This window comes from Franzmannia pantelleriensis (genome assembly GCF_900102875.1).
In the GTDB taxonomy this organism is placed as follows: domain Bacteria; phylum Pseudomonadota; class Gammaproteobacteria; order Pseudomonadales; family Halomonadaceae; genus Franzmannia; species Franzmannia pantelleriensis.
On the sequence record NZ_FNGH01000006.1, the window covers coordinates 244,101 to 264,374 of the forward strand.

Genomic DNA, 20,274 nt, shown 5'->3' on the forward strand with positions numbered 1-20,274 from the left:
AACGTGACGTCTGATACCTGTGCGCTGCCCCCCGCGGCGCCCAATCCGGTGCTGCTGGTGCTGACAGCCCTGGCCGCTGGCGCGATAGTCGGTTTGCCGCTAGTCAGTGTGCAGCCCAATCGCATCATGCCCGGTGAGGGCCTGACGCTATGGGCCCTTGGTGGCCCAATGGCGCTGACTGGCGCACTGATGGTGCTTGCCGGTCTGACCTGGTTGGCGTGGCGGCCCACGCGGCGCGCACTGTCGGCAGCTCTGACGCTGGTTGGCCTGTGCCTGGCGCTGTTGCCCTGGGCCCTGGTGGTCGTCGCAGCTGCGCAGATCGAGCCTGGCATGAGTTCGGCGCGTATTGGCCTGGGGGCTGGCCTGTGGGCGCTGCTGTTCTTGCTGCTGTTGATGCTGCTGGAGTTGATCAATCGCCTGGCCCTGTCTCCGCTATTGAGGTGGGGGCTGTTGCTGGGGCTGGGGCTGTCGTTGCTGCTGGCGTTGACGGGCGGCGGGCTCGATGGCCTGGCGCTGATGCGTGAGTACCATGGACGCCGTGCGGCGTTTCATGCCGCGCTGCGCTATCACCTGCTGCTGGTATCGGCGGTGGTGGGGATCAGCCTGCTGCTGGCGGCCGGCCTGGCGCTGGCGATGCGCCGCTGGTCGGGCTTGCGGCGTGGCACGTTCAGCGTGCTGAGCGTGCTGCAGACGATTCCCAGCCTGGCGCTGTTCGGTCTGCTGCTGGCCCCGCTTGCTTACCTGGCCGTGCGGTTTACCTGGCTGGGTGATCTGGGCGTGCGTGGCATCGGCTGGGCGCCGGCGCTGATCGCGCTGGTGGCCTATAGCCTGCTGCCGATGACCCGCAACGCTTTTGTGGCCCTCGATGAGGTGGCCGCTGACGTGACCGACGCCGCACGCGGTATGGGCATGAGCCCTGCTCAGGTGTTCTGGCAGGTGCGCTTACCGCTGGCGCTTCCGGTCATGCTGGAAGGGATTCGCATCACTGCGGTGCAGGCCATCGGCCTGGCGGCGGTGGCGGCGCTGATCGGTGCCGGCGGGCTTGGCACCTTTATCTTCCAGGGGCTTGGCCAGGCGGCGATGGATCTGGTGCTGCTGGGGGCCTTGCCGATCATCCTGATCGCGCTGCTGGTGGATGGCTTATTCAGCGCGCTGGCCGAGCAGCTGCGACGTGCTCAGGGACGAGGAGAGACGGCCCATGCCTGATCAATCGGGAGCCGCGCCGGCGCTTATCGAGCTGGATGCGGTCACCAAGCGCTTTGGCGATGCCACTGCGGTGGATGCCATTTCGCTGGCGATTCCGCGCGGTGAGCTATGCGTACTGGTGGGCACGTCGGGTTGCGGAAAGTCGACCACCCTGCGCATGATCAACCGCCTGATCGAACACAGTTCCGGGCAGATTCGCATCGATGGTCAGCAGATTCGCGACGTCGACGAGCAGCGCCTGCGGCGCCGGATCGGCTATGCCATCCAGAGTACCGGGCTGTTTCCCCACTGGACGGTAGCGCGCAATATCGGCCTGGTGCCGCGCCTGCTGCGCTGGCCGGCGGCACGCATCGCCGCGCGGGTCAGCGAGCTGTTGGCATTGCTCGGACTTGATGAAGATGAGTTTGCCGGCAAGTATCCCCACCAGCTCTCCGGTGGGCAGGCGCAGCGGGTCGGTGTGGCGAGAGCCCTGGCGGCAGATCCCGAGATTCTGCTGATGGACGAGCCCTTCGGTGCACTGGATCCGATTACCCGCGAGAGCCTGCAGGATGAGCTGCTGCGGCTGCAGGCGCGACTGCACAAGACCATCGTCTTCGTCACCCATGACATGGACGAAGCACTCAAGCTGGCCGACCGCCTCGTGGTCATGGATACCGGCCGCATCGTCCAGCAGGGCAGCGCCGCGGCGCTGCTTCAGGCGCCGGCCAACGCCTTCGTCGAATCGCTGCTGGGTGGCCGTGATCGCGGCCTCAAACACGCCGCCCTGACCCGCGTCGCCGAGCGCATGCGCCCGCTGACCGATGCCCAGGCCGGCGGCCCGGCGGTAGATACCTTGGGCGTATCTGCCGACGACAGCCTGCGTCAGGCGCTGTCGCTGATGCTGTGGCACGGCGTCGACAGCCTGCTTGTCAGCGACACGCAAGGGCAGGTGGTCGGCAGCCTCTCGCTGCAAGATGCCGTTGTCGAGCGGAACACCCGCGCATGAGTTGGCTGCGACGCTCGAGTGCGCCGCTGGCCTGGGCGCTACTGCTGGTGACCCTGATGCTGTTGATGCCGCGGCTCGAGGAGGGGTTTCGCCTGATCGCACCGGATGCTCGCACGCTGATCTATCAGCGCGACAGCTTCGCTAGCCTGGTGGCCAATCATCTGCTGGTGGTTGGGGTGGCCTCACTGTGTGCCATCCTGCTCGGGATGGGCGCGGCGATCCTGGTCACGCGGCCGTGGGGGCGTGACTTCCTGCCGCTGGTCAGCCAGTTGGCCTCGATTGGCCAGACCTTTCCGCCGGTGGCCGTGCTGGCGCTGGCGGTGCCGGTGCTCGGCTTCGGCAGCGTGCCGACCATCGTCGCGCTCGTGCTCTACGGGCTGCTGCCTATCGTGCGCAACACCCTGGTCGGGATTCAGGGCATCTCACCGGGGGTAATGGAGTCGGCGCACGGCATGGGCATGTCGGGGCGCCAGATCCTATGGCAGGTGGAGTTGCCGCTGGCACGGCCGGTGATCCTGGCCGGCATTCGCACCTCGGTGACGATCAATATCGCCACCGCGGCAATCGGCTCGACCATCGGCGCGCGAACCCTGGGCGATCCGATCATCGCCGGCATCGTCAACGGCAACACCGCGTTTATCCTGCAAGGGGCGATATTGATCGCACTGCTGGCGCTGTGCGTGGATAGCCTGTTCGAGCGTTTGCAGTAGCGCATAAGCGGGATCCATCGTGTGAAGAAGCATTTGCTCGGACGGTTGGATGACGTTAACGTAAACTGATGATAGCGTTGATCCATGAATGGGTGAGATGACGCCAAGCGGCTACCTTGAGAACAGGGGCATTCATCGCACCGCCCTACGGTCGCGCCCACAAGGCGACGACGCTCCTCCGACCACTACCCCAGGGAGAGGATCATGACCCGCGACACCTCCAGCGTTCACGCCCCGCAGTTCATGACCGGCGACGAATGGCAGATCCCTACCTTTGCGCTGCTGCGTCAGGACGGCACCCTGCATACGGGCGCCGAAGCGCCAGCGTTGACCCAGGACCAGGCGCTGCGCATCTACCGCGCGATGCGCTTCACCCGGGTGCTGGACGAGCGCATGCTGGCCGCTCAGCGCCAGGGGCGGCTGAGTTTCTACCTGCAGTGCACAGGCGAAGAGGCCACCGTGGTCGGCGCTACCGCGGCGCTGCGCGATGATGACATGATCATGGCGCAGTACCGCGAGCAGGGGGCGCTGGCCTACCGCGGTTTCTCCATCGACGAGTTCATGAATCAGCTGTTCGGTAATGCCCTGGACTATGGCAAGGGGCGTCAGATGCCGATCCACTACGGCTCCGCCGAGCGCTACTACATGACCATCTCCTCGCCGCTGGCGACCCAGATTCCCCAGGCGGTGGGTTATGCCTATGGCCAGAAGCTGGACGCTGAAGGGCGCTGTACCATCACGTTCTTCGGCGAAGGCGCGGCCTCGGAAGGGGACTTCCATGCCGCCCTCAACATGGCCTCGGTGCATCAGGTGCCGGTGATCTTCCTGTGCCGCAACAATGGCTACGCTATCTCGACCCCGGTGGCCGAGCAGTTCGCCGCCGACGGCATCGCGCCGCGCGCCTTTGGCTACCGCATGCACGTGATACGGGTCGACGGTAACGACATTCTGGCGGTCTACCAGGCCACCCTGGCGGCACGCCGACTCGCCGTCGAACACAACAAGCCGGTACTGATCGAGGCCATGACCTATCGTCTGGCCGCCCACTCCTCGTCGGATGATCCCGCCGGTTACCGCAGCCAGCAGGAGGAGGCGGCCTGGCGCGAGAAGGATCCGCTGGCGCGGATGCGCCTCTGGCTCGAGCATCAGGGGTGGTGGGATGACGACGACGAGCGCCGGCGCGAGGAGCAGCTGCGCGGCGAGATACTGGCCGGCATGAAGCGCGCCGAACGCGAGCCCCCGCCGCCCTTGGCGAGCCTGGTCAGCGACGTCTACGACCAGGTGCCACCGGCCCTGGCCGAGCAGCTGGCCGCACTGGAGGCCCACGTACGCCGCTATCCCGACCACTACCCACGTGGCGCTGTCGGCCTGAGTGACGGCGATGCGGCAAAAGCGGGAGGGCAGTGAGATGGCGCATATGAATATGCTTCAGGCGATCAACCAGGCCCTCGACGTGGCCATGGACAGCGACCCGCGGGTGATCTGTTTTGGTGAGGACGTGGGGGGCTTCGGCGGGGTGTTTCGCGCCACCAGCCACCTGCAGGAGAAGTACGGCAAGGCGCGCTGCTTCAATACGCCGCTGGTTGAGCAGGGAATCGTCGGCTTTGCCAACGGCCTGGCCGCCCAGGGGCACAAGGCGGTCGCCGAGATCCAGTTCGCCGACTACATCTACCCGGCCTTCGACCAGATCGTCAACGAGAGTGCTAAATTCCGCTATCGCTCGGGCAGCCTGTTCGACGTCGGCGGCCTGACGATTCGTACCCCCTACGGCGGTGGTATTTCGGGTGGTCACTACCATTCGCAGTCGCCCGAGGCCTACTTCGCGCATACCCCAGGCCTCAAGGTGGTGGTGCCGCGCAACCCGCATCAGGCCAAGGGGCTGCTGCTGGCGTCGATTCGTGACCCCAACCCGGTGCTGTTCTTCGAGCCCAAGCGGCTCTATCGCGCGTCCAGCGGCGAGGTGCCCGAGGGCGATTACCAGCTGCCGCTGGGCGAGGCCGAGGTGGTCAAGGAGGGCGGCGACCTGACCCTGGTGGCATGGGGGGCGCAGATGCCAATCATCGAGGAGGCCGCCGAGATGGCCGAGCGCGAGGGTATCTCCTGCGAGGTGATCGATCTGCGCAGCATCCTGCCCTGGGATCGCGACTGCATCGCCGAATCGGTGTTCAAGACCGGACGCCTGGTGATCAGCCACGAAGCGCCGCTTACCGGCGGTTTCGCCGCCGAGATCGCCGCCGCTATCCAGCAGCGCTGTTTCCTGTACCTGGAGTCGCCGATTGCCCGAGTCACCGGGCTGGATACGCCGTTTCCGCTGACCCTGGAAAAGGAGTATCTGCCCGATGCGCTGAAGGTGCTCGAGGCGATCCGCGCCAGCGTCAATTTCTAGGGATGGGAGTCGTGTGATGAGCGAATTCAAACTGCCCGATATCGGTGAGGGCATCGTCGAGTGTGAAGTGGTCAAGTGGCTGGTGAGCGAAGGCGACGAGATCCAGGAAGATCAGCCGGTGGTCGAGGTGATGACCGACAAGGCACTGGTCGAGATCACTGCGCCGGAGAGTGGCCGCGTCACGGCGCTGCACTACGCCGAAGGGGAGAGTGCCAGGGTGCACTCGTCGCTGTTCAGCTACCAGGTCGCGGCAGGAGACGATGCGGCTGAGGTCGATTCCCCGCTCCCCGCGGTGGAGGCGCGTTCGGCGGATAGCCCCCTCGAGGCTGATACGGCGCCGGCGGGCGAACGGCTGCCGGCGACGCCCCGTACCCCGGCGAGCCCTGCGGTGAGACGCTTGGCGCGGGAACTGGGAGTGGCGCTCGACCAGGTGGAGGGGTCCGGCAAGGAGGGGCGTGTGCTCAAGGAGGACCTGTACGCCCTGCAGCAGCCACGGTCGAGCATTGAATCCGACGTTACCGAGGCGCCTGCGACCCGCGTCGAAACCCAGAGCGGCCTGCGCGCGGCGATGGCCCGGCATATGCGCGAGGCGGTCTCGATTCCACATTTTCACTACGGTGAGGAGATCGACGTCACGGCCCTGCTGGCGCTTCACGCGCGGCTCAAGGTCTCGGCCGAGGCCCAGGGGCAGCGCTTGACGCTAATGGCGCTGTTCATGAAGTCGCTGAGCCTGGCGCTGGCGGAACACCCCCGCGTCAATGCCAGCTACCAGCCGGACAGCGACGCGGTGCATTTTCATGAGCACTGCCATGTCGGCATGGCCGTGGATAGCCCCAGCGGGCTGATCGTGCCGGTGGTGAAGCACGTCGAGGGGCACAGCCTGCTGAGCCTGGCCGCCGAGATCGCACGCCTGACCGAGCTCGCCCGCGATGGAAGAGTGACGGGTGAGGATCTCAAGGGGGCGACCATTACGCTCTCCAATATCGGTGCGCTAGGCGGCACCTATGCGACCCCTATCATCAGTGCGCCGCAGGTGGCGATCGGCGCCATCGGGCGGGTGCAGCGACTGCCGCGTTTCGATGCTGACGGTGAAGTGGTATCGCGGGCGATCATGACCGTCACCTGGGCCGGCGACCACCGGGTGCTCGACGGCGGAGACATGGCACGCTTCTGCCTGGCGTGGAAGGGCTATCTGGAAGCGCCGGAATCGATGCTGTTGCATCTCGGCTGAGGCAGGCTGCGATGAGCGAGGCGCCGCTGCAGCAGTTCTATATCCCCGAGGAGCAGTCGATCTATCTGCTCAGCCACGACGACGCGCGCAAGCTCAAGGATTGGGTGGCGCTGTGTCGGTCGCAGCTCGAGCAGCTCGGCTATCGCGACATCGAGCTGATTGGCAAGGGCGCCTACGGCTTCGTGTTCGCCGGCCGCTCCAGGGCGCTGGAGAGCGCCTGGCTGGTGTTCAAGTTCAACCGCATCACGCTGCCGGCCCAGCTCCAGGCGCGCCTCGAGGAGGAGGCCTTCATGCTGGAGCAGGTCGACCACCCCCAGGTGCCGCGGCTGGTGGCGTTCCAACGCGTGCGCCAGCAGTCGATCCTGGTCATGGAGCGTGCTCCGGGGCTCAACCTCGAGGAGGTCTCGCTGCAGGAGGGGCCGCTGAGCCCGCGACTGGTGGTGCATATCGCCGCGCAGTTGGCGGATATCCTGCGCGCGCTGCGCAGCGGGTCGCGGGTGGTGGTGCACGGCGATATCAAGCCCTCGAACCTGGTCTTCGACGCCGAGCGCGAGCGCATCGCCTTGATCGACTGGGGCTCGTCGGTGTTCGCTCAGCTCGATGCCCAGCGACAGTTTCTGACCAGCGGCATTGCATCGTTGATGGCGGATGACCTGCAGCAGACCAATGCGCGGCTGGGGGATGTCTATTTCATCGGCGAGGAGCAGCTTAACGGCGCACTGTCGTCGCCGCGCTTCGATGAGCAGGGCGCGGCGGCCACGCTGTATGCGCTGGCGGCGGGCCAGTCGTGCCGCTTCGCCTGGCGGGCGCTGCCGCCGACCTCGCTGGGGCTGCCGAGGGAGTTCGCGCGCGTGCTGGAGGCGCTGCTCGATGACGACCCGGCGCTGCGCTACCGTGCCGGCGACTATTTCCTGCGCGAGATGCCACGCTTGGCGCGGCATGTGATGATCGACCTGCCAGGCTCGCCGCCGGCGCCCCTGGTGCCGGTGTGGAGCCGCCGCGCCGACCGCGATATCGACACCGTGGTCTACAGTTCGCGCAAGGCGTTCCTGCGCGAGGAGGGGGCTGTGGCGTCGCCCGCCGAGGTCAACGATGTGCAGCTCGACCGCTACTACAAGCAGTTCATGCAGGGCATGGGCGACACCGAAAAGGCCTTCCTGGCAGCGGTCAGTCGACTGGGGCGCTACCCGGTGGTCGGCGGCCTGGCGGTGCGCTGGGAGAGTGATGGGATCTATATCGACACCTCGCTCAACCTCCACGATCCGTCACGCCGCGATGCCTTCGTCAGCGCGGTCAACGCCATGGTCCAGTTGGCGCGGGCGGTCTATCGCCAGGGCATCTTCAAGAGCTGTCTGTTCAATGCCCGCGACACCCTGCATATCGATCGTGACGGGCCCGGTGAGCCGTTTCACGCCGCCCCGGGCATGACGCTGCCCTACGAAGTCAGTGCGGTACCCGAGCTAGAGGACGACAGCCGCGTTCACTCCTACTTCGAGGACGGGCCGGATCCGGAGGAGCTGCTGGCGCTGCCGGCGACCATCATCAATGCGCTGGAGGCGCTAAACGCCATTCGCCACACCGGCATGATCATTTTCGAGGCGCTGCCTACCCATCTCAAGATTCACAGCTACTATCGGCTCCTCGACCCCGACCAGGAGCCCGCTTTCGCCGCGTTGCTGGCGACGATGCTTGCGTCGATCGATCAGATCGAGGGGCTGGGCGTATCGGGTTATATGAAGATGCCCTACAAGGACACGCGTTTCTTTACCCACATCGAACGCCTCCCCGAGCGCTACTACCCGCCCAACCCGCGTGCCCAGTGTCAGCATCGATAGCACCTCATCAGCGCTCACAGCAAGCCCTGACGGCGCATGGTGTCGGTGATGATCGGCACCGGCGTCATCAGGTGCTCGCACATCATCGCACTGGCCCGCTCGGCATCGCGGGCAAGCACCACGTCAACCAGCGCGGCATGCTCCTGTCGCTTGGCCTCCAGGGCACTTTCCGAGAACACCGTTTCGCATAGCCACAGGTGGCGATAGCGCTCGACCTGGTCGAACAGGCTGTCGCGCATCTGCAGCAGGTGCGGGGAATTGCAGCCGGCGACCATGGCGGTGTGAAACGCCTTGTGGCGGTGGTCCCAGACGTCGAGCACTTCCTCCGGTCCGTTGACCTCCATCACTCGCGACAGCGTATGAGCCTTGGCCAGGATATTGGCCTCCCAGGCATCGTCGCCGCGCTCAATGGCCAGGCGCAGCAGCATCGCCTCGAGCTGCGAGCGGGCATCGTAGAGATCGTGCAGTTCGGCCAGCGACATCGGCGCGACGCGGTAGCCGCGCTGGCTGATGGCCACCACCAGGCGCTCCGCCACCAGCTGCGACAACGCCTCGCGCAGCGGCCCGACGCCGAGGGCGTAGCGCTCCTTGAGCTTGCTCATCAGCAGCTTTTCGCCGGGACGGAACTGGCCGCGGGTGATATCGCGCTTGAGACTGCGATAGGCGCTGATGGCGAGGTTCTGGCGTGGTTGGCTGTCCGTGGTCGAGGGCATGACGTTCCTTGGCTTGAGTCGTGATACCGCGCTCTGATGATACCCAAACCCTGCTGAACTGGCGAAATTATCACTGGTAAGCTGATATTATCCAGTAACGTCAACATTCAGCCTAGTGTGAGGCGCGCGTGCACGATTTCATCATTATCGGTGGCGGGATCCTCGGGCTCTCCACTGCCATGCAGCTTAACCGCCTCTATCCCGGCCGTCGCATGCTGCTGCTGGACAAGGAAGATGGCCCGGCACGCCATCAGACCGGGCATAACAGCGGCGTCATCCATGCCGGCGTCTACTATGCGCCGGGTAGCATGAAGGCGCGTTTCTGCCTGGCCGGCAATCGTGCTACCAAGGCGTTCTGCGACGAGCATGACATTGCCTACGACACCTGCGGCAAGCTGCTGGTGGCGACCAACGATCTGGAGATGCAGCGCATGCAGGCGCTGTGGGAGCGCACCGAGGCCAACGGGCTGGAGCGCTACTGGCTGAGCGCCGCCGAACTGCGCGAGCGCGAACCCAATATCGTGGGTGAGGGGGCCATACTGGTGCCGTCCAGCGGTATCGTCGACTACGCCGAAGTGGCCCGGGCCATGGCCAATGAATTCGATCGCCATGGCGGCGAGCTGCGCTTCGGCACCGAGGTGACCGGCATCGAGGAGCGTCCCCACGAGGTGGTGCTCAAGACGCGCCAGGGCGAATTCGTCAGCCGCTATGTGGTGTCCTGCTCGGGACTGATGGCCGACCGCCTGGTGCGTATGCTGGGCAAGGACCCGGGCTTCACCATCTGCCCGTTTCGCGGTGAGTACTACCAACTGCCCGCGCAGCACAATGCCATCGTCAAGCACCTGATCTATCCCATCCCTGACCCCTCCATGCCATTCCTTGGCGTCCATCTGACGCGGATGATCGATGGCAGCGTCACGGTAGGCCCCAACGCGGTACTGGCGCTCAAGCGCGAGGGCTACCGCAAGCGTGATATGTCGCTGGTCGACATGGCCAAGATGTTCTCCAACCCCGGGATCCTCAAGGTGCTGGGCAAGAACCTGCGCCCCGGGCTGGTCGAGATGAAGAACTCGCTGTACCGCAAGGGCTACCTGGACGAAGTGCGTAAGTACTGCCCGAGCCTTACCCTGGACGATCTTGGTCCCTATCCCTCGGGCGTACGTGCCCAGGCGGTGTCGCGGGAGGGCAAGTTGATCGACGACTTCCTGTTCGTCAACACGCGGCGCACGGTCAATGTGTGCAATGCGCCGTCGCCGGCTGCTACCTCGGCGCTGCCGATCGGCGCGCATATCGTCGATAAGGTGCGTGCCCAGGTAGAGGCCTAGGCGCACGCTTCAGAACGAGAAGGTACCGCCGCGCACCGGGGTCATGCGTCCTGAGTCGATGATGGGGCCGGTCGGCTGGCCCTCTGGTGCGCCGCCTTCCGGCTCGACGCTAACCGCCAGGTCGGCGGTCATCAGCAACTCTCGCAGTTCCTCGCTGGGTGCCAGGGTGTGGCGCCCCTGGTTGGGCAGCAGGCCCAGCGAGATCGGCGTTTCGTCGGCGATCAGCCACAGCTCGCCGGTCTGCTGCTCGCCGACCTGAGTGGGCTGTACCGCCTGAACATAGAGCTCGCCGGCGTCGCTGGCGCTGATGATCCAGCCCGGCGTGCGTTGCTCGTCGAGTACCACATAAACTGCCTGGCCGTCGTCAAATCTGGGGACAACATCTTCACTCTGGGTCCACAGCAGCCCCAGGGCCAGTGCGGCAATGGCGAAGGTGGCGCTGGCGGTGCGCCATATGCCCAGTGATTGCCACCAGGGGCGAGGCGCGACACCGGTGGCATTGGCAATGCGTCGCCAGACCTCGGCGGGCGGCAGGTGTGGGTCGAGCTGCTCATTGAACAGCTGCAGATGTTCCTGCCACAGGGCCACATCGTTCTGCAGATCGTGGCTGACCGCCAGCAGCGCCTCGAAGCGCGCTTTCTGCTCGGCATCGAGAGTCCCCAGCGCATACTCGCCGGCCGCCAGGTGGCGTTCATCGGGGTCGCTTAATTCCCAGTCGTCAGACATGCTTTCAACCTCTCCAGGCCGCGGCGGACCCAACTTTTGACGGTGCCCAGCGGCTGGGTAATGGCGGTGGCCAGTTCGCTATGCGTCAACCCTTGGAAGAATGCCAGCTCCAGTACCCTGCGCTGCTGCGATGGCAGAATCTCCAGGCACTCATGCAACTGCCCGCTCTCCTGATCGCGCTGGCCGTCAGCGGCGGGATCATCGAGCCCGGCCAGTTCGTCGATCAGCGCCTGACCGTCGGCTTCCTGCGGGCGCTGGCGGCGCAGCCAGTCGATGCCGATGTTGCGGGTCAGGGTGCTCAGCCAGGTCATCGGCTTGGCGCGACTGGCGTCGTACTGCCCGGCAGACTGCCAAACGCGGATAAAGACCTGCTGCAAGCAGTCCTGGGCGGCACTCTCGTTTCTTACGATACGCAGCAGCTGGGCGTACAGATGCGGACTGGCGAGGCGGTAGAGTCGCTCCAGGGCCTTGCCGTCACCCTGCGCGCAGGCGGCGAGGCTGGTCACGAGAGGGTCTTGAGAGAATTCAGACATGCCGATTTCCTTGGCGGTGCTGCCAGATAGCATAGCAGGTGATCAGTATCCTTAATCCATTGTGCCTTGGGGTTGATAGAGTCAACGCATCGGATCGTGTCGCAACTCTGCCAGGATTCGCTCGGCGACGTCACGAAGGCGTGGGCCGAGGTTGTCGATCAGGATATCGTGGTTCAGGCGCAGCGAGGCACCGCCGCAGTTGAGCGCCATGATCTCGGCGCCGTCTTCGAGCACAAGGGGAATGGCTACGGCGCTGACGTCGCGCTCCCATTCGCCTTCCGAGAGGCAGAACCCGTAGCGCTGATACTCCTCGAGGCTCTTGTCGATGGTGGCGGAGACCGCTGACCATTGATCAGGAGACTGCTGGCGAAGTTCTTCCAGAAAGCTGTCCCGCTGAGGCTGGGAAAGTCCGCATAGCCAGGCGCGCCCAATGGCCGTGGTGGCGATGGGAATCCTAGAGCCGGCTTCGAGGCGCATGACCAGAGGCCCCTTGCCCTGGCAGACCTCGATATACGTCATGGCATGACGGTCCGCGCTGCCCAGCGCGATGGCACAGTCCGTGGTGTCGGCCAGCTGCTGCATATGGGGCCGAGCAATCTCTCGAATGCCCTGGTTGGCCAGAAACCGGTAGCCCAACGCCAGAATGCCGGGACCGAGTCGGTACTTTTCCAGTCGTGTGTTGTGTTTCAGGTAGCCGAGCTGGGTCAGCGTATAGGTCAGGCGCGAGACCGTGGGTCGGGGAATGCCGGTGCGGCTGGAGAGTTCAGCGTTTCCAAGATACTCCTCGCCTGTACCAAATGCGCGCAGTAGTTCCAGGCCGCGGGCGAGGGCGGTGACGAAATTACGGTCCTTGGGTGGCGCTGTCGATTCATCTTCCCATTTCGCGGGGTTATGCATTGCGGGTTCCCTGTGCCAAAGCCGAGCATAGGTTAAGTATCGCATACCCCCGCAGCGACGTCCGCCGCTGCGGGGCAGGCCGTCTCAATCGAGACGCTCAAGCACGCAGGCGATGCCCTGGCCGACACCGATGCACATGGTCACCAGCGCATAGCGCCCGCCGCTGGCTTCCAGCTGACGGAGTGCGGTGAGTGCGAGGCGGGCCCCTGACGCGCCCAGCGGGTGGCCGATGGCGATGGCGCCGCCGTTGGCATTTAGCCGGCTGTCGTCGGGATCGAGCGCGAGCTGTTGGGCGCAGCCCAGCACCTGGACGGCGAATGCCTCGTTGATCTCGATCACATCCATCTGGTCGAGGGTCAGTCCGGCGCGCTCCAGCGCCTTGCGGCTGGCCGGCACCGGCCCTAGGCCCATCACGCGGGGCGGTACCCCGGCCAGGGCGCTGGCGACGATTCTCGCCCGCGGGGCGACGCCGGCGCGCTCGCCGGCGGCTCTGCTGCCCACGATCAGCGCGGCGGCGCCGTCGTTAAGCCCCGACGCATTACCTGCGGTGACTACGCCGCCGTCGAATAGTGCACCCAGTTTGCCGAGCTTGGTAGCGTCGGTGCCTGGACGCGGGTGCTCGTCCCGCTCGACCAGCTGCGGCGGCTGCTTGCGGCCCTGGGGTACCTCGATGGCAAGCAGCTCCTCGTCGTAGAAGCCGCGCGCCTGTGCTTCGGCATAGCGTGCCTGGGAGCGAGCGGCGAAGGCATCGCCGGCCTCACGGCTGATCGACAGATCGTGGGCCACGTTGTCGGCGGTCTCGGGCATGCTGTGGCTGCCGAACTCCCGGGCGATCCAAGGATTGGGAAAGCGTGCACCGATAACGGTGTCATACATCGGCTGGTTGCGGGCGAAGGCCGACTCTGCCTTGCCCAGCACGTAGGGCGCACGGGACATCGACTCCACGCCGCCGGCCAGGAACAGCCCGCCCTCGCCGAGGCGCGTGGCTCGGGCGGCATCTATCAGGGCGGCCAGCCCGCTGCCGCAAAGGCGGTTGACCGTCTGCGCTGCGACCTCGACCGGCAAGCCGGCGACCAAGCCTGCATGGCGGGCCACGTTGCGCGAGTCTTCGCCGGCCTGGTTGGTGCAGCCTGCCAGGATCTCTTCATAGGACTCCAGGGCAAAGCCATTGCGCGTTACCAGAGACTTGAGTACCTGGCCCAGCAGGTCGTCGGGGCGCACGCCAGCCAGGCCACCGCCGTGGCGGCCAAAGGGGGTACGCAGCCCGTCATAGATGTAGGCGTCTTGCATGAGAGTCATCTCCGTGTAGGGCTCAAGGGGTGGTCAGCGGTAGGCCGATGGAGGCACGGCGCCGCAGCCAAGGGCTGGCGCGATAGCGAGGATCACCAGTGGCAGCGAGCAGGTTGTCGAGGATCGTGAGGATTCGGCGGTTGCCGTAGTGGTCGCCCATGGCCAAGGGCCCCCGCGGATAGCCCAGTCCCAACTCGACGGCGCGGTCGATGGTGTCGGGCGTGGCCACGCCCTGCTGGGCGATGTCACTGCCTACGTTGACGATGCAGGCCACCACCCGCTGCAGCACGAAGCCGTTACTGTCGTTGAGCGCACTGACCGGGGTGCCGTCGTCACCAAGCAGTGCCATGGCCGCAGCGCGTACCTCGGGGCGGGTGGCCGGAGTGGTCATCAGGCTGCGGCGCCCCTTGAGGCCGGCGAGCAGGTCGACGGCGACGCAGCGCTCGGGCTCCAGGCCTAGCCGCAGCGCAGCGGCGGTGGCGTCCTCGCCGAGAGGGGCAACCAGGCAGAGCGCTTGCGACGAGGGTGTATCACCGCCCTCCAGCGGCCAGCCGGCGGCCTCGACGAGGTTTGTCAGGGCCTGGCAGGCTTCGGCTGGGTCGGGGCTGATCCAGACCGGGCAGGGCGCCACGCGGGGTAGAGGCGGTTCGTCCGCCACCTCGGACTTGCCGTCGACATAGCGGTAGAAGCCTGCGCCGCTCTTGCGGCCCAGCAGGCCGGCGGTGAGGCGCTGGCGCGTCAGCGGCGAAGGGCGGAAGCGCGGCTCCTCGTAGTACTGGTGGTAGATCGACTCCATCACCGCATGCGACACGTCGAGCCCGGTCAGGTCGAGCAGGCTGAACGGCCCCATGCGGAAGCCACCCTGATCGACCAGGATGCGGTCTATGGTGACAGGGTCGGTAACGCACTCGCCGAGGACCTTCAGCGCTTCCGTGCCGTAGGCGCGCCCGGCGTGATTGACCAGGAAACCTGGGGTGTCGGTGGTGCGGGCGGTGAAGTGCCCCATCGACTGGCCGAGTGCCTCGACCCGAGACACAACGCCGGGGTCGGTTCGCAGCCCGGGAATCACTTCGGCGATCTTCATCAAGGGGACCGGATTGAAGAAGTGAAAGCCGATGACCCGCTCAGGGTGTTGGCAGGCCGAGGCGATAGCGGTCACGGACAGCGACGAGGTATTGGTCGCCAGGACCGCCTGGTCGCTGAGCAGCGTCTCGAGTTCGCTAAACAGCGACTGCTTGGCGTCGAGCCTTTCGACGATGGCTTCAATGACGATGTCGCACTCAGCCAGCGTGGACAGGGTCGCCGCTTCCTTGAGACGTCCGCCATAGCCCTCGGCATCAGCGGCGCTCAGGCGCTGCTTCTGTACGCCTCGGGCCCACATGCCGCTGATGAAGTCGCGGGCCTCGGCGACGGCACCGTCACGCTGGTCGTAAAGGTAGACGGTCAGTCCGGCCTGAGCGGCGATCTGAGCAATGCCGCGGCCCATGGCACCAGTGCCCACGATGCCCAGCACGTGGAAAGCAGCGGGAGTGGTACTGGCGGACGGCGATGAGGGGGAGGTCGACATGGGCGGTTTCCTCGTCATGGCGCATTTAGTTTTGCATAGCAAAACATCATTTCGTTTATTGACGGTCATCGTAGGCTATGTGACAGTGCCTGACAACAATGTGGGCGTCTATTCTGCTATGCAAAACATAAGCAGCGTCTGCCGATTCCAACAAGAGTCCGCCAACCGCCGAGGACACGCCATGATTCGCGATCCCGAACTGCTCAATCAGCTCGTCGACACTATTTCTCGCTTCGTGCGTGAACGCCTGATTCCCAACGAAGCACGTCTGGCCGAAGAGGATGCTGTGCCACCCGAGCTGCTGGAGGAGATGAAGGAGATGGGCCTATTCGGCCTATCGATCCCCGAGGAGTACGGTGGCCTGGGGCTGACCATGGAAGAGGAGGCGCTGGTGGCCATGGAGATCGGCAAGACTTCGCCGGCCTTCCGCTCGGTCTTCGGCACCAACAATGGCATCGGCGCTCAGGGCATTCTGATCGACGGTACCCCCGAGCAAAAGTCGAAGTATGTTCCGCGCCTGGCCACCGGAGAGCTGCTGAGTTCCTTCTGCCTGACCGAGCCTGATGCCGGTTCAGATGCCGCCAGCCTGAGGACCACGGCGGTTCGCGATGGCGACCACTATGTGCTCAACGGCACCAAGCGCTACATTACCAACGGCCCCGAGGCCGATCTGTTTACCGTCATGGCTCGCACCGATCCCAGCAACAAGGGCGCCGGTGGCATCACTGCCTTCATCGTCGAAGGTGACACCCCGGGCCTCAAGCGTGGCCCGGCCGACAGCAAGATGGGCCAGAAAGGGGCACATACCTGCGACATCATCTTCGAAGATTGTCGGGTGCCGGCCGAGAACATCATCGGCGGCAAGGAGGGACAGGGGTTCAAGACCGCAATGAGGGTGCTCGATCGCGGACGCCTGCATATTTCCGCGGTGTGCGTCGGCGTGGCGGATCGTTTGGTAGAGGAGTCGCTGAACTATGCCATCGAGCGTAAGCAGTTCGGTGTTCCGCTGGCCGATCACCAGCTGATTCAGGCAATGCTCGCCGACAGCAAGACCGAAGCCTATGCCGGCCGCACCATGGTGCTCGATGCTGCCCAGCGCAAGGACGCTGGCGAGAAGGTTTCGACCCTAGCCTCCTGCTGCAAGCTGTTCTGTGCCGAGATGGTGGGGCGTGTCGCGGATCGGGCGGTACAGGTACACGGCGGCGCCGGCTACATGGCCGAATATGCCGTGGAGCGTTTCTATCGCGATGTCCGCCTGTTCAGGATCTATGAAGGCACCACCCAGATTCAGCAGGTGGTGATCGCCCGCGATATGGTGCGGGAGGTGTCCTGATGGCTGTTGGCAGCGAGCTGAAGGCTCTGTCAGTGATCCACCAGGCGCCGGACGAGCGAATCTTCGGCCGCCTGGCTAGCGAGTTGGTGGCCGAGTTGCCGGAACGGCTGAGCCATCGTGTGCTGTTCAACGCCGAACGCCTTGGCTCGCAGCTGGCATTGGTGGATGGCGAGGTGCGCTGGAGTTACGCCGAGCTGGGCGACGAGATCCGGGCTGCCACCGAATGGCTGACGACGTTGGGCATTCGGCCCGGCGATCGCCTCATGCTGGTTAGCGAAAATAGCCGTGCGTTGGTCGTCATTCTGCTGGCGGCCAGCGAACTGGATGCCTGGGTCGCGATCGTCAATTCTCGGCTATCGGCTCAGGAAATTGACCAGATTCATGATAACTGTGATCCGCGCCGGGTGCTCTATACCAGCGGGGCCTCCTATGAAGCGTCACAGCACGCGGCACGCCACGGCGCCGCGTCATATCATCATCCTCGCCTGGGCGCCCTGGATATCGGGGAGTCTCGTGACACCGCGCCCGAGCACGTCGAACGCAGCGGTGCCGATCAGGTGGCGGCGATGATCTACACCTCGGGGACCACCGGTACGCCCAAGGGCGTGATGCTGACGCATCGCGGGATCCTCTATATCGCGTCGATTTCCGGCGGCATGCGGCACCTCAATCAGGGGCAGCGTGTCTACGGGGTGCTGCCGATGTCGCATGTCTTTGGCTTGTCGTCGGTATGCATGGGTTCGCTCTATAACGGTGCCTGCCTGTATACCGTGCCACGCTTTGACGCGGTGGCCATGCTCGACGCCCTGGACCAGGAGCGGATTACGGTGCTCCAGGGGGTGCCGGCGATGTATTCACGCACCCTGGAATATCTGCGGCGCCAGGGTCGTGCGCTGGTCGCACCGGAACTTGGCTATATGTCCGCCGGCGGATCCCCGTTGGACAGCGACACCAAGCAGCGCGTCGAGGCCATCTTCGGCTTGACGCTGCACAACGGTTACGGCTTGACGGAGGCCAGCCCGACCATCAGCCAGACCCGCATCGACGACCGCTTCGACAGCAATACCGTTGGTGCGGTGTTGCCCCTGCTGGAGTACCGTCTCGAGCCGCTAGCAGAGCGTGGCGAAAAGGATCAGGGCGGTGATGGTATCGGTGAACTCTGGGTGCGCGGCCCTAATGTGATGAAGGGCTACTTCCGCCAACCCAAGGCAACACGTGCCTGCCTGAGTGATGACGGCTGGCTCAATACTGGTGATATCGCCCGTGTCGATGACCTCGGGCAGCTATATATCGTTGGACGCAGCAAGGAGCTGATCATCCGCTCCGGTTTCAATATCTACCCACCCGACGTCGAGGCGGTGATCAACCAGCACCCCGATGTGACCCTCTCGGCGGTGGTCGGGCGTGAGGTGGCCGGTAACGAGGAGGTGGTCGCTTTCATTCAGTGCGAGCCGGGCGCTGGCGTGGACGAAGCCACACTCAGGGCGTTTATCGCCGAGCGCCTATCGCCCTACAAGCGGCCGTCGACTCTGGTGATGATGGAGGCGCTGCCTGCCACCGCCAGCGGCAAGATTCTCAAGGGACGCCTGCGTGATATGGCCGGTGGGAAGGGCAAAACAGAGTGAAATGGGCCCAGCAGCGCTCCTCTCTGCTGGCGCTGGTGACCCTTGCAACCCTCGGCCATCTGATTATTGGCAGCCTGGTGCTGCAGGGCCTGGGTATCCTTGCCCTGGTGATCTACCTGGTGTCCTTGGGCGGCCAACTTTCACGCATGGCGCGTGGCCTGCTGCTGGCCGCTGCTCTGCTGACGCCGCTGGCGCTGTGGATTGCCGCTGCGCCTGGACACCTGCTGTTCGAGGCGGCGGGTCGCTTCGCGTTTTTTGCCACCTTTGTGGTAGCGCTCAGCCTGCTGCGCCTACCGGCGTACCGGTCGCGACTGGTGCGTCGCTGCGGCGAGGCCATGCTGCTGCAGCCCCCCGGGCGCCGCTATCCGATTCTCTCGGCGGGTTCCGCGCTGTTCGGCATTATTCTCAATATCGGTGTGCTCAATCTGTTCGCCGGCATGATCGAGAAGAGCAATACGCTGGCGGCGGCCCAGGGCCGCGCCTGGGTGCGCAACGCCCGCCAGCGGCGGATGATGCTGGCGCTGCTGCGCGGCTTCTCGCTGGCGCCCTTGATCTCACCGATGGGCATCGGCGTGGCGGTAGTGCTGTCGAGCCTGCCGCAGTTGCGCTGGCTCGACTTGGCGCCCTTCGTGCTCGGGGCGGCACTGGTCATCTTCTTAGTCGGCTGGGGGATAGACCATCTGACCGGCCCGCATCCCGACCGCGCCAACCGAGCGACGTCTTCGCCTTCGCTGATGCCGCTTTTGCAGTTCTCGCTGCTGCTGATGGCGATCGTCTCGCTGGTGTTTATCCTCTCCTGGGCCCTTGACGTACGCTTGCCGATCGCCGCGCTGCTGGGGGCGCCACTGGGAGCGATGGCCTGGCTAGCCTGGCAGCGTCGTCGTCTGGGCGCCGCTGGCATCCCGGCGGCAGTCGCCAGCCTGCATCGGCAGCTGCCCTGGCTGTTGGCACCGAGTGCCAACGAGATCGTGGTATTGGGGGCTGCCGGCTACCTGGGGCACCTCTGCGTGGCCCTGGTGGATGTCCAGAGCCTGGCGCCACTGATCACGCTGTTACAGCCGCTGGGTGCTGTGAATGCGGTGCTGGCGATGCTGATGGTCGTGGTGCTGGCCCAGGTGGGGGTCAATCCGATCGTGACCGTGACGCTGCTGGTCGGCCTGTTACCGTCGCTTGCCATCGAGGGGTTGTCGCCGGCACTGATAGGGGCTTCACTGATGGTGGGGTGGGCACTGGCGCTGATGTCCTCACCGATGACCGCCTCCATGTTGATCTTGTCTCGTTTCACTGGTGTGGCCTCGACACGCATCGGCTACCGCTGGAATGCTCACTTCCTGCTGGCGTCCATTCCGCTACTTTCCGCCTGGTTCGTGCTTGCCCCCTGGTGATGCTTTTTTGGGCTTGACCTGTCCCGCTGGGTTTTTTACTGTCTTGTCTGTATAATGAAATTACATTTTGCTATGCAAAACATAAGCGCTTTGAAATTTAGACGACATCACTGGCGCTGGCAGTGATGTGAACCGGGAGAGCCGCCCATGAAGATCCTCGTCGCGGTCAAACGCGTCATCGACTACAACGTCAAGATCCGGGTCAAGCCGGATAATTCCGACGTCGATCTCACGAACGTCAAGATGGCCATGAACCCCTTCTGCGAGATCGCCGTGGAAGAGGCGGTGCGGCTCAAGGAAAAAGGCGTGGCCACCGAGGTCGTGGCCGTGACCGTGGGTCCCAAGGCTGCCCAGGAGCAGCTGCGCACCGCATTGGCGCTGGGCGCTGATCGCGCCATTCACCTTGAGACCGACGAACGCGTCGAGTCGCTGGCGGTGGCCAAGCTGCTGGCCAAGGTGGTCGAGGAGGAGCAGCCGGGCCTGGTGATTCTCGGCAAGCAGGCCATCGACACCGACAACAACCAGAC

At 65.0% G+C, this 20,274-nt stretch carries 18 protein-coding genes; 12 read left to right on the plus strand and 6 right to left on the minus strand.

What is annotated here, in order from left to right:
* The first annotated feature begins 3 nt into the window (after positions 1 to 3).
* The 7 genes from BLT16_RS09700 (at position 4) to BLT16_RS09730 (ending at position 8,353) form a co-directional block, all read left to right on the plus strand.
* Positions 4 to 1,206: an ABC transporter permease gene (locus BLT16_RS09700; RefSeq protein WP_245701576.1), complete on the plus strand. Its 1,203-nt coding sequence runs from the start codon at positions 4 to 6 to the stop codon at positions 1,204 to 1,206.
* The gene (locus BLT16_RS09705; RefSeq protein WP_089658327.1) at positions 1,199 to 2,191 is read left to right on the plus strand and encodes an ABC transporter ATP-binding protein; all 993 of its coding nucleotides are present in this window, start codon (positions 1,199 to 1,201) and stop codon (positions 2,189 to 2,191) included. Before BLT16_RS09700 ends, BLT16_RS09705 begins: the two co-directional genes overlap by 8 nt.
* A complete protein-coding gene (locus BLT16_RS09710) occupies positions 2,188 to 2,901 on the plus strand; it encodes an ABC transporter permease (protein WP_143025058.1) in 714 nt (237 codons plus the stop codon). Before BLT16_RS09705 ends, BLT16_RS09710 begins: the two co-directional genes overlap by 4 nt.
* Positions 2,902 to 3,105: 204 nt before the next feature.
* The gene (locus BLT16_RS09715; RefSeq protein ID WP_089658328.1) at positions 3,106 to 4,308 is read left to right on the plus strand and encodes a thiamine pyrophosphate-dependent dehydrogenase E1 component subunit alpha; all 1,203 of its coding nucleotides are present in this window, start codon (positions 3,106 to 3,108) and stop codon (positions 4,306 to 4,308) included.
* Between the two features lies 1 nt (position 4,309).
* Complete coding sequence (locus tag BLT16_RS09720; RefSeq protein ID WP_089658329.1) at positions 4,310 to 5,287, plus strand: alpha-ketoacid dehydrogenase subunit beta; 978 nt, start codon at positions 4,310 to 4,312, stop codon at positions 5,285 to 5,287.
* Between the two features lie 16 nt (positions 5,288 to 5,303).
* Positions 5,304 to 6,518: a 2-oxo acid dehydrogenase subunit E2 gene (locus tag BLT16_RS09725; protein ID WP_089658330.1), complete on the plus strand. Its 1,215-nt coding sequence runs from the start codon at positions 5,304 to 5,306 to the stop codon at positions 6,516 to 6,518.
* 11 nt (positions 6,519 to 6,529) lie between these two features.
* Positions 6,530 to 8,353 carry a protein kinase domain-containing protein gene (locus BLT16_RS09730; protein WP_089658331.1) on the plus strand — a complete coding sequence of 608 codons (1,824 nt, stop codon included), beginning with the start codon at positions 6,530 to 6,532 and terminating at the stop codon, positions 8,351 to 8,353.
* Positions 8,354 to 8,367: 14 nt separating this feature from the next.
* Here the strand turns inward: BLT16_RS09730 and csiR are convergent, their stop codons facing one another.
* Positions 8,368 to 9,066: a DNA-binding transcriptional regulator CsiR gene (gene csiR / locus BLT16_RS09735; RefSeq protein ID WP_089658332.1), complete on the minus strand. Its 699-nt coding sequence runs from the start codon at positions 9,064 to 9,066 to the stop codon at positions 8,368 to 8,370.
* 128 nt (positions 9,067 to 9,194) lie between these two features.
* Between csiR and lhgO the strand changes: the two genes are divergently transcribed.
* Positions 9,195 to 10,391 carry an L-2-hydroxyglutarate oxidase gene (gene lhgO / locus BLT16_RS09740; protein ID WP_089658333.1) on the plus strand — a complete coding sequence of 399 codons (1,197 nt, stop codon included), beginning with the start codon at positions 9,195 to 9,197 and terminating at the stop codon, positions 10,389 to 10,391.
* 9 nt (positions 10,392 to 10,400) lie between these two features.
* On the opposite strand, the gene BLT16_RS09745 is transcribed toward lhgO, so the two are convergent.
* The 5 genes from BLT16_RS09745 to BLT16_RS09765 form a co-directional block, all read right to left on the minus strand.
* The gene (locus BLT16_RS09745; protein ID WP_089658334.1) at positions 10,401 to 11,117 is read right to left on the minus strand and encodes an anti-sigma factor; all 717 of its coding nucleotides are present in this window, start codon (positions 11,115 to 11,117) and stop codon (positions 10,401 to 10,403) included.
* A complete protein-coding gene (locus tag BLT16_RS09750) occupies positions 11,096 to 11,650 on the minus strand; it encodes a sigma-70 family RNA polymerase sigma factor (protein ID WP_176817202.1) in 555 nt (184 codons plus the stop codon). The genes BLT16_RS09745 and BLT16_RS09750 overlap by 22 nt, the downstream gene beginning before the upstream one ends.
* 81 nt (positions 11,651 to 11,731) lie before the next feature.
* Complete coding sequence (locus tag BLT16_RS09755; RefSeq protein WP_089658336.1) at positions 11,732 to 12,547, minus strand: IclR family transcriptional regulator; 816 nt, start codon at positions 12,545 to 12,547, stop codon at positions 11,732 to 11,734.
* Between the two features lie 84 nt (positions 12,548 to 12,631).
* A complete protein-coding gene (locus tag BLT16_RS09760) occupies positions 12,632 to 13,837 on the minus strand; it encodes a 3-oxoadipyl-CoA thiolase (protein ID WP_089658337.1) in 1,206 nt (401 codons plus the stop codon).
* A gap of 22 nt (positions 13,838 to 13,859) precedes the next feature.
* Entirely contained in the window at positions 13,860 to 15,404 is a 1,545-nt protein-coding gene (locus BLT16_RS09765) for a 3-hydroxyacyl-CoA dehydrogenase (protein ID WP_089658338.1), read from the minus strand.
* Between the two features lie 181 nt (positions 15,405 to 15,585).
* Between BLT16_RS09765 and BLT16_RS09770 the strand changes: the two genes are divergently transcribed.
* From BLT16_RS09770 to BLT16_RS09785, 4 genes are all read left to right on the plus strand, one after another.
* The gene (locus BLT16_RS09770; RefSeq protein WP_089658339.1) at positions 15,586 to 16,737 is read left to right on the plus strand and encodes an acyl-CoA dehydrogenase family protein; all 1,152 of its coding nucleotides are present in this window, start codon (positions 15,586 to 15,588) and stop codon (positions 16,735 to 16,737) included.
* A complete protein-coding gene (locus tag BLT16_RS09775) occupies positions 16,737 to 18,362 on the plus strand; it encodes a class I adenylate-forming enzyme family protein (RefSeq protein WP_089658340.1) in 1,626 nt (541 codons plus the stop codon). Before BLT16_RS09770 ends, BLT16_RS09775 begins: the two co-directional genes overlap by 1 nt.
* Positions 18,359 to 19,747: a hypothetical protein gene (locus BLT16_RS09780; RefSeq protein WP_089658341.1), complete on the plus strand. Its 1,389-nt coding sequence runs from the start codon at positions 18,359 to 18,361 to the stop codon at positions 19,745 to 19,747. Before BLT16_RS09775 ends, BLT16_RS09780 begins: the two co-directional genes overlap by 4 nt.
* A 147-nt stretch (positions 19,748 to 19,894) precedes the next feature.
* The coding region (locus tag BLT16_RS09785) for an electron transfer flavoprotein subunit beta/FixA family protein (RefSeq protein WP_143025059.1) at positions 19,895 to 20,274 on the plus strand (380 nt) is incomplete at its 3' end.

Bases quoted from the DNA above. Each gene is read 5' to 3' on its own strand.
- BLT16_RS09775 (WP_089658340.1), top strand. From the start codon at position 16,737: ATGGCTGTTGGCAGCGAGCTGAAGGCTCTGTCAGTGATCCACCAGGCG.
- BLT16_RS09760 (WP_089658337.1), bottom strand. From the start codon at position 13,837: ATGCAAGACGCCTACATCTATGACGGGCTGCGTACCCCCTTTGGCCGC.
- BLT16_RS09750 (WP_176817202.1), bottom strand. From the start codon at position 11,650: ATGTCTGAATTCTCTCAAGACCCTCTCGTGACCAGCCTCGCCGCCTGC.
- BLT16_RS09765 (WP_089658338.1), bottom strand. From the start codon at position 15,404: ATGTCGACCTCCCCCTCATCGCCGTCCGCCAGTACCACTCCCGCTGCT.
- BLT16_RS09770 (WP_089658339.1), top strand. From the start codon at position 15,586: ATGATTCGCGATCCCGAACTGCTCAATCAGCTCGTCGACACTATTTCT.
- BLT16_RS09720 (WP_089658329.1), top strand. From the start codon at position 4,310: ATGGCGCATATGAATATGCTTCAGGCGATCAACCAGGCCCTCGACGTG.
- BLT16_RS09755 (WP_089658336.1), bottom strand. From the start codon at position 12,547: ATGCATAACCCCGCGAAATGGGAAGATGAATCGACAGCGCCACCCAAG.
- BLT16_RS09710 (WP_143025058.1), top strand. From the start codon at position 2,188: ATGAGTTGGCTGCGACGCTCGAGTGCGCCGCTGGCCTGGGCGCTACTG.
- csiR (WP_089658332.1), bottom strand. From the start codon at position 9,066: ATGCCCTCGACCACGGACAGCCAACCACGCCAGAACCTCGCCATCAGC.
- BLT16_RS09725 (WP_089658330.1), top strand. From the start codon at position 5,304: ATGAGCGAATTCAAACTGCCCGATATCGGTGAGGGCATCGTCGAGTGT.
- BLT16_RS09715 (WP_089658328.1), top strand. From the start codon at position 3,106: ATGACCCGCGACACCTCCAGCGTTCACGCCCCGCAGTTCATGACCGGC.
- BLT16_RS09745 (WP_089658334.1), bottom strand. From the start codon at position 11,117: ATGTCTGACGACTGGGAATTAAGCGACCCCGATGAACGCCACCTGGCG.
- BLT16_RS09705 (WP_089658327.1), top strand. From the start codon at position 1,199: ATGCCTGATCAATCGGGAGCCGCGCCGGCGCTTATCGAGCTGGATGCG.
- BLT16_RS09730 (WP_089658331.1), top strand. From the start codon at position 6,530: ATGAGCGAGGCGCCGCTGCAGCAGTTCTATATCCCCGAGGAGCAGTCG.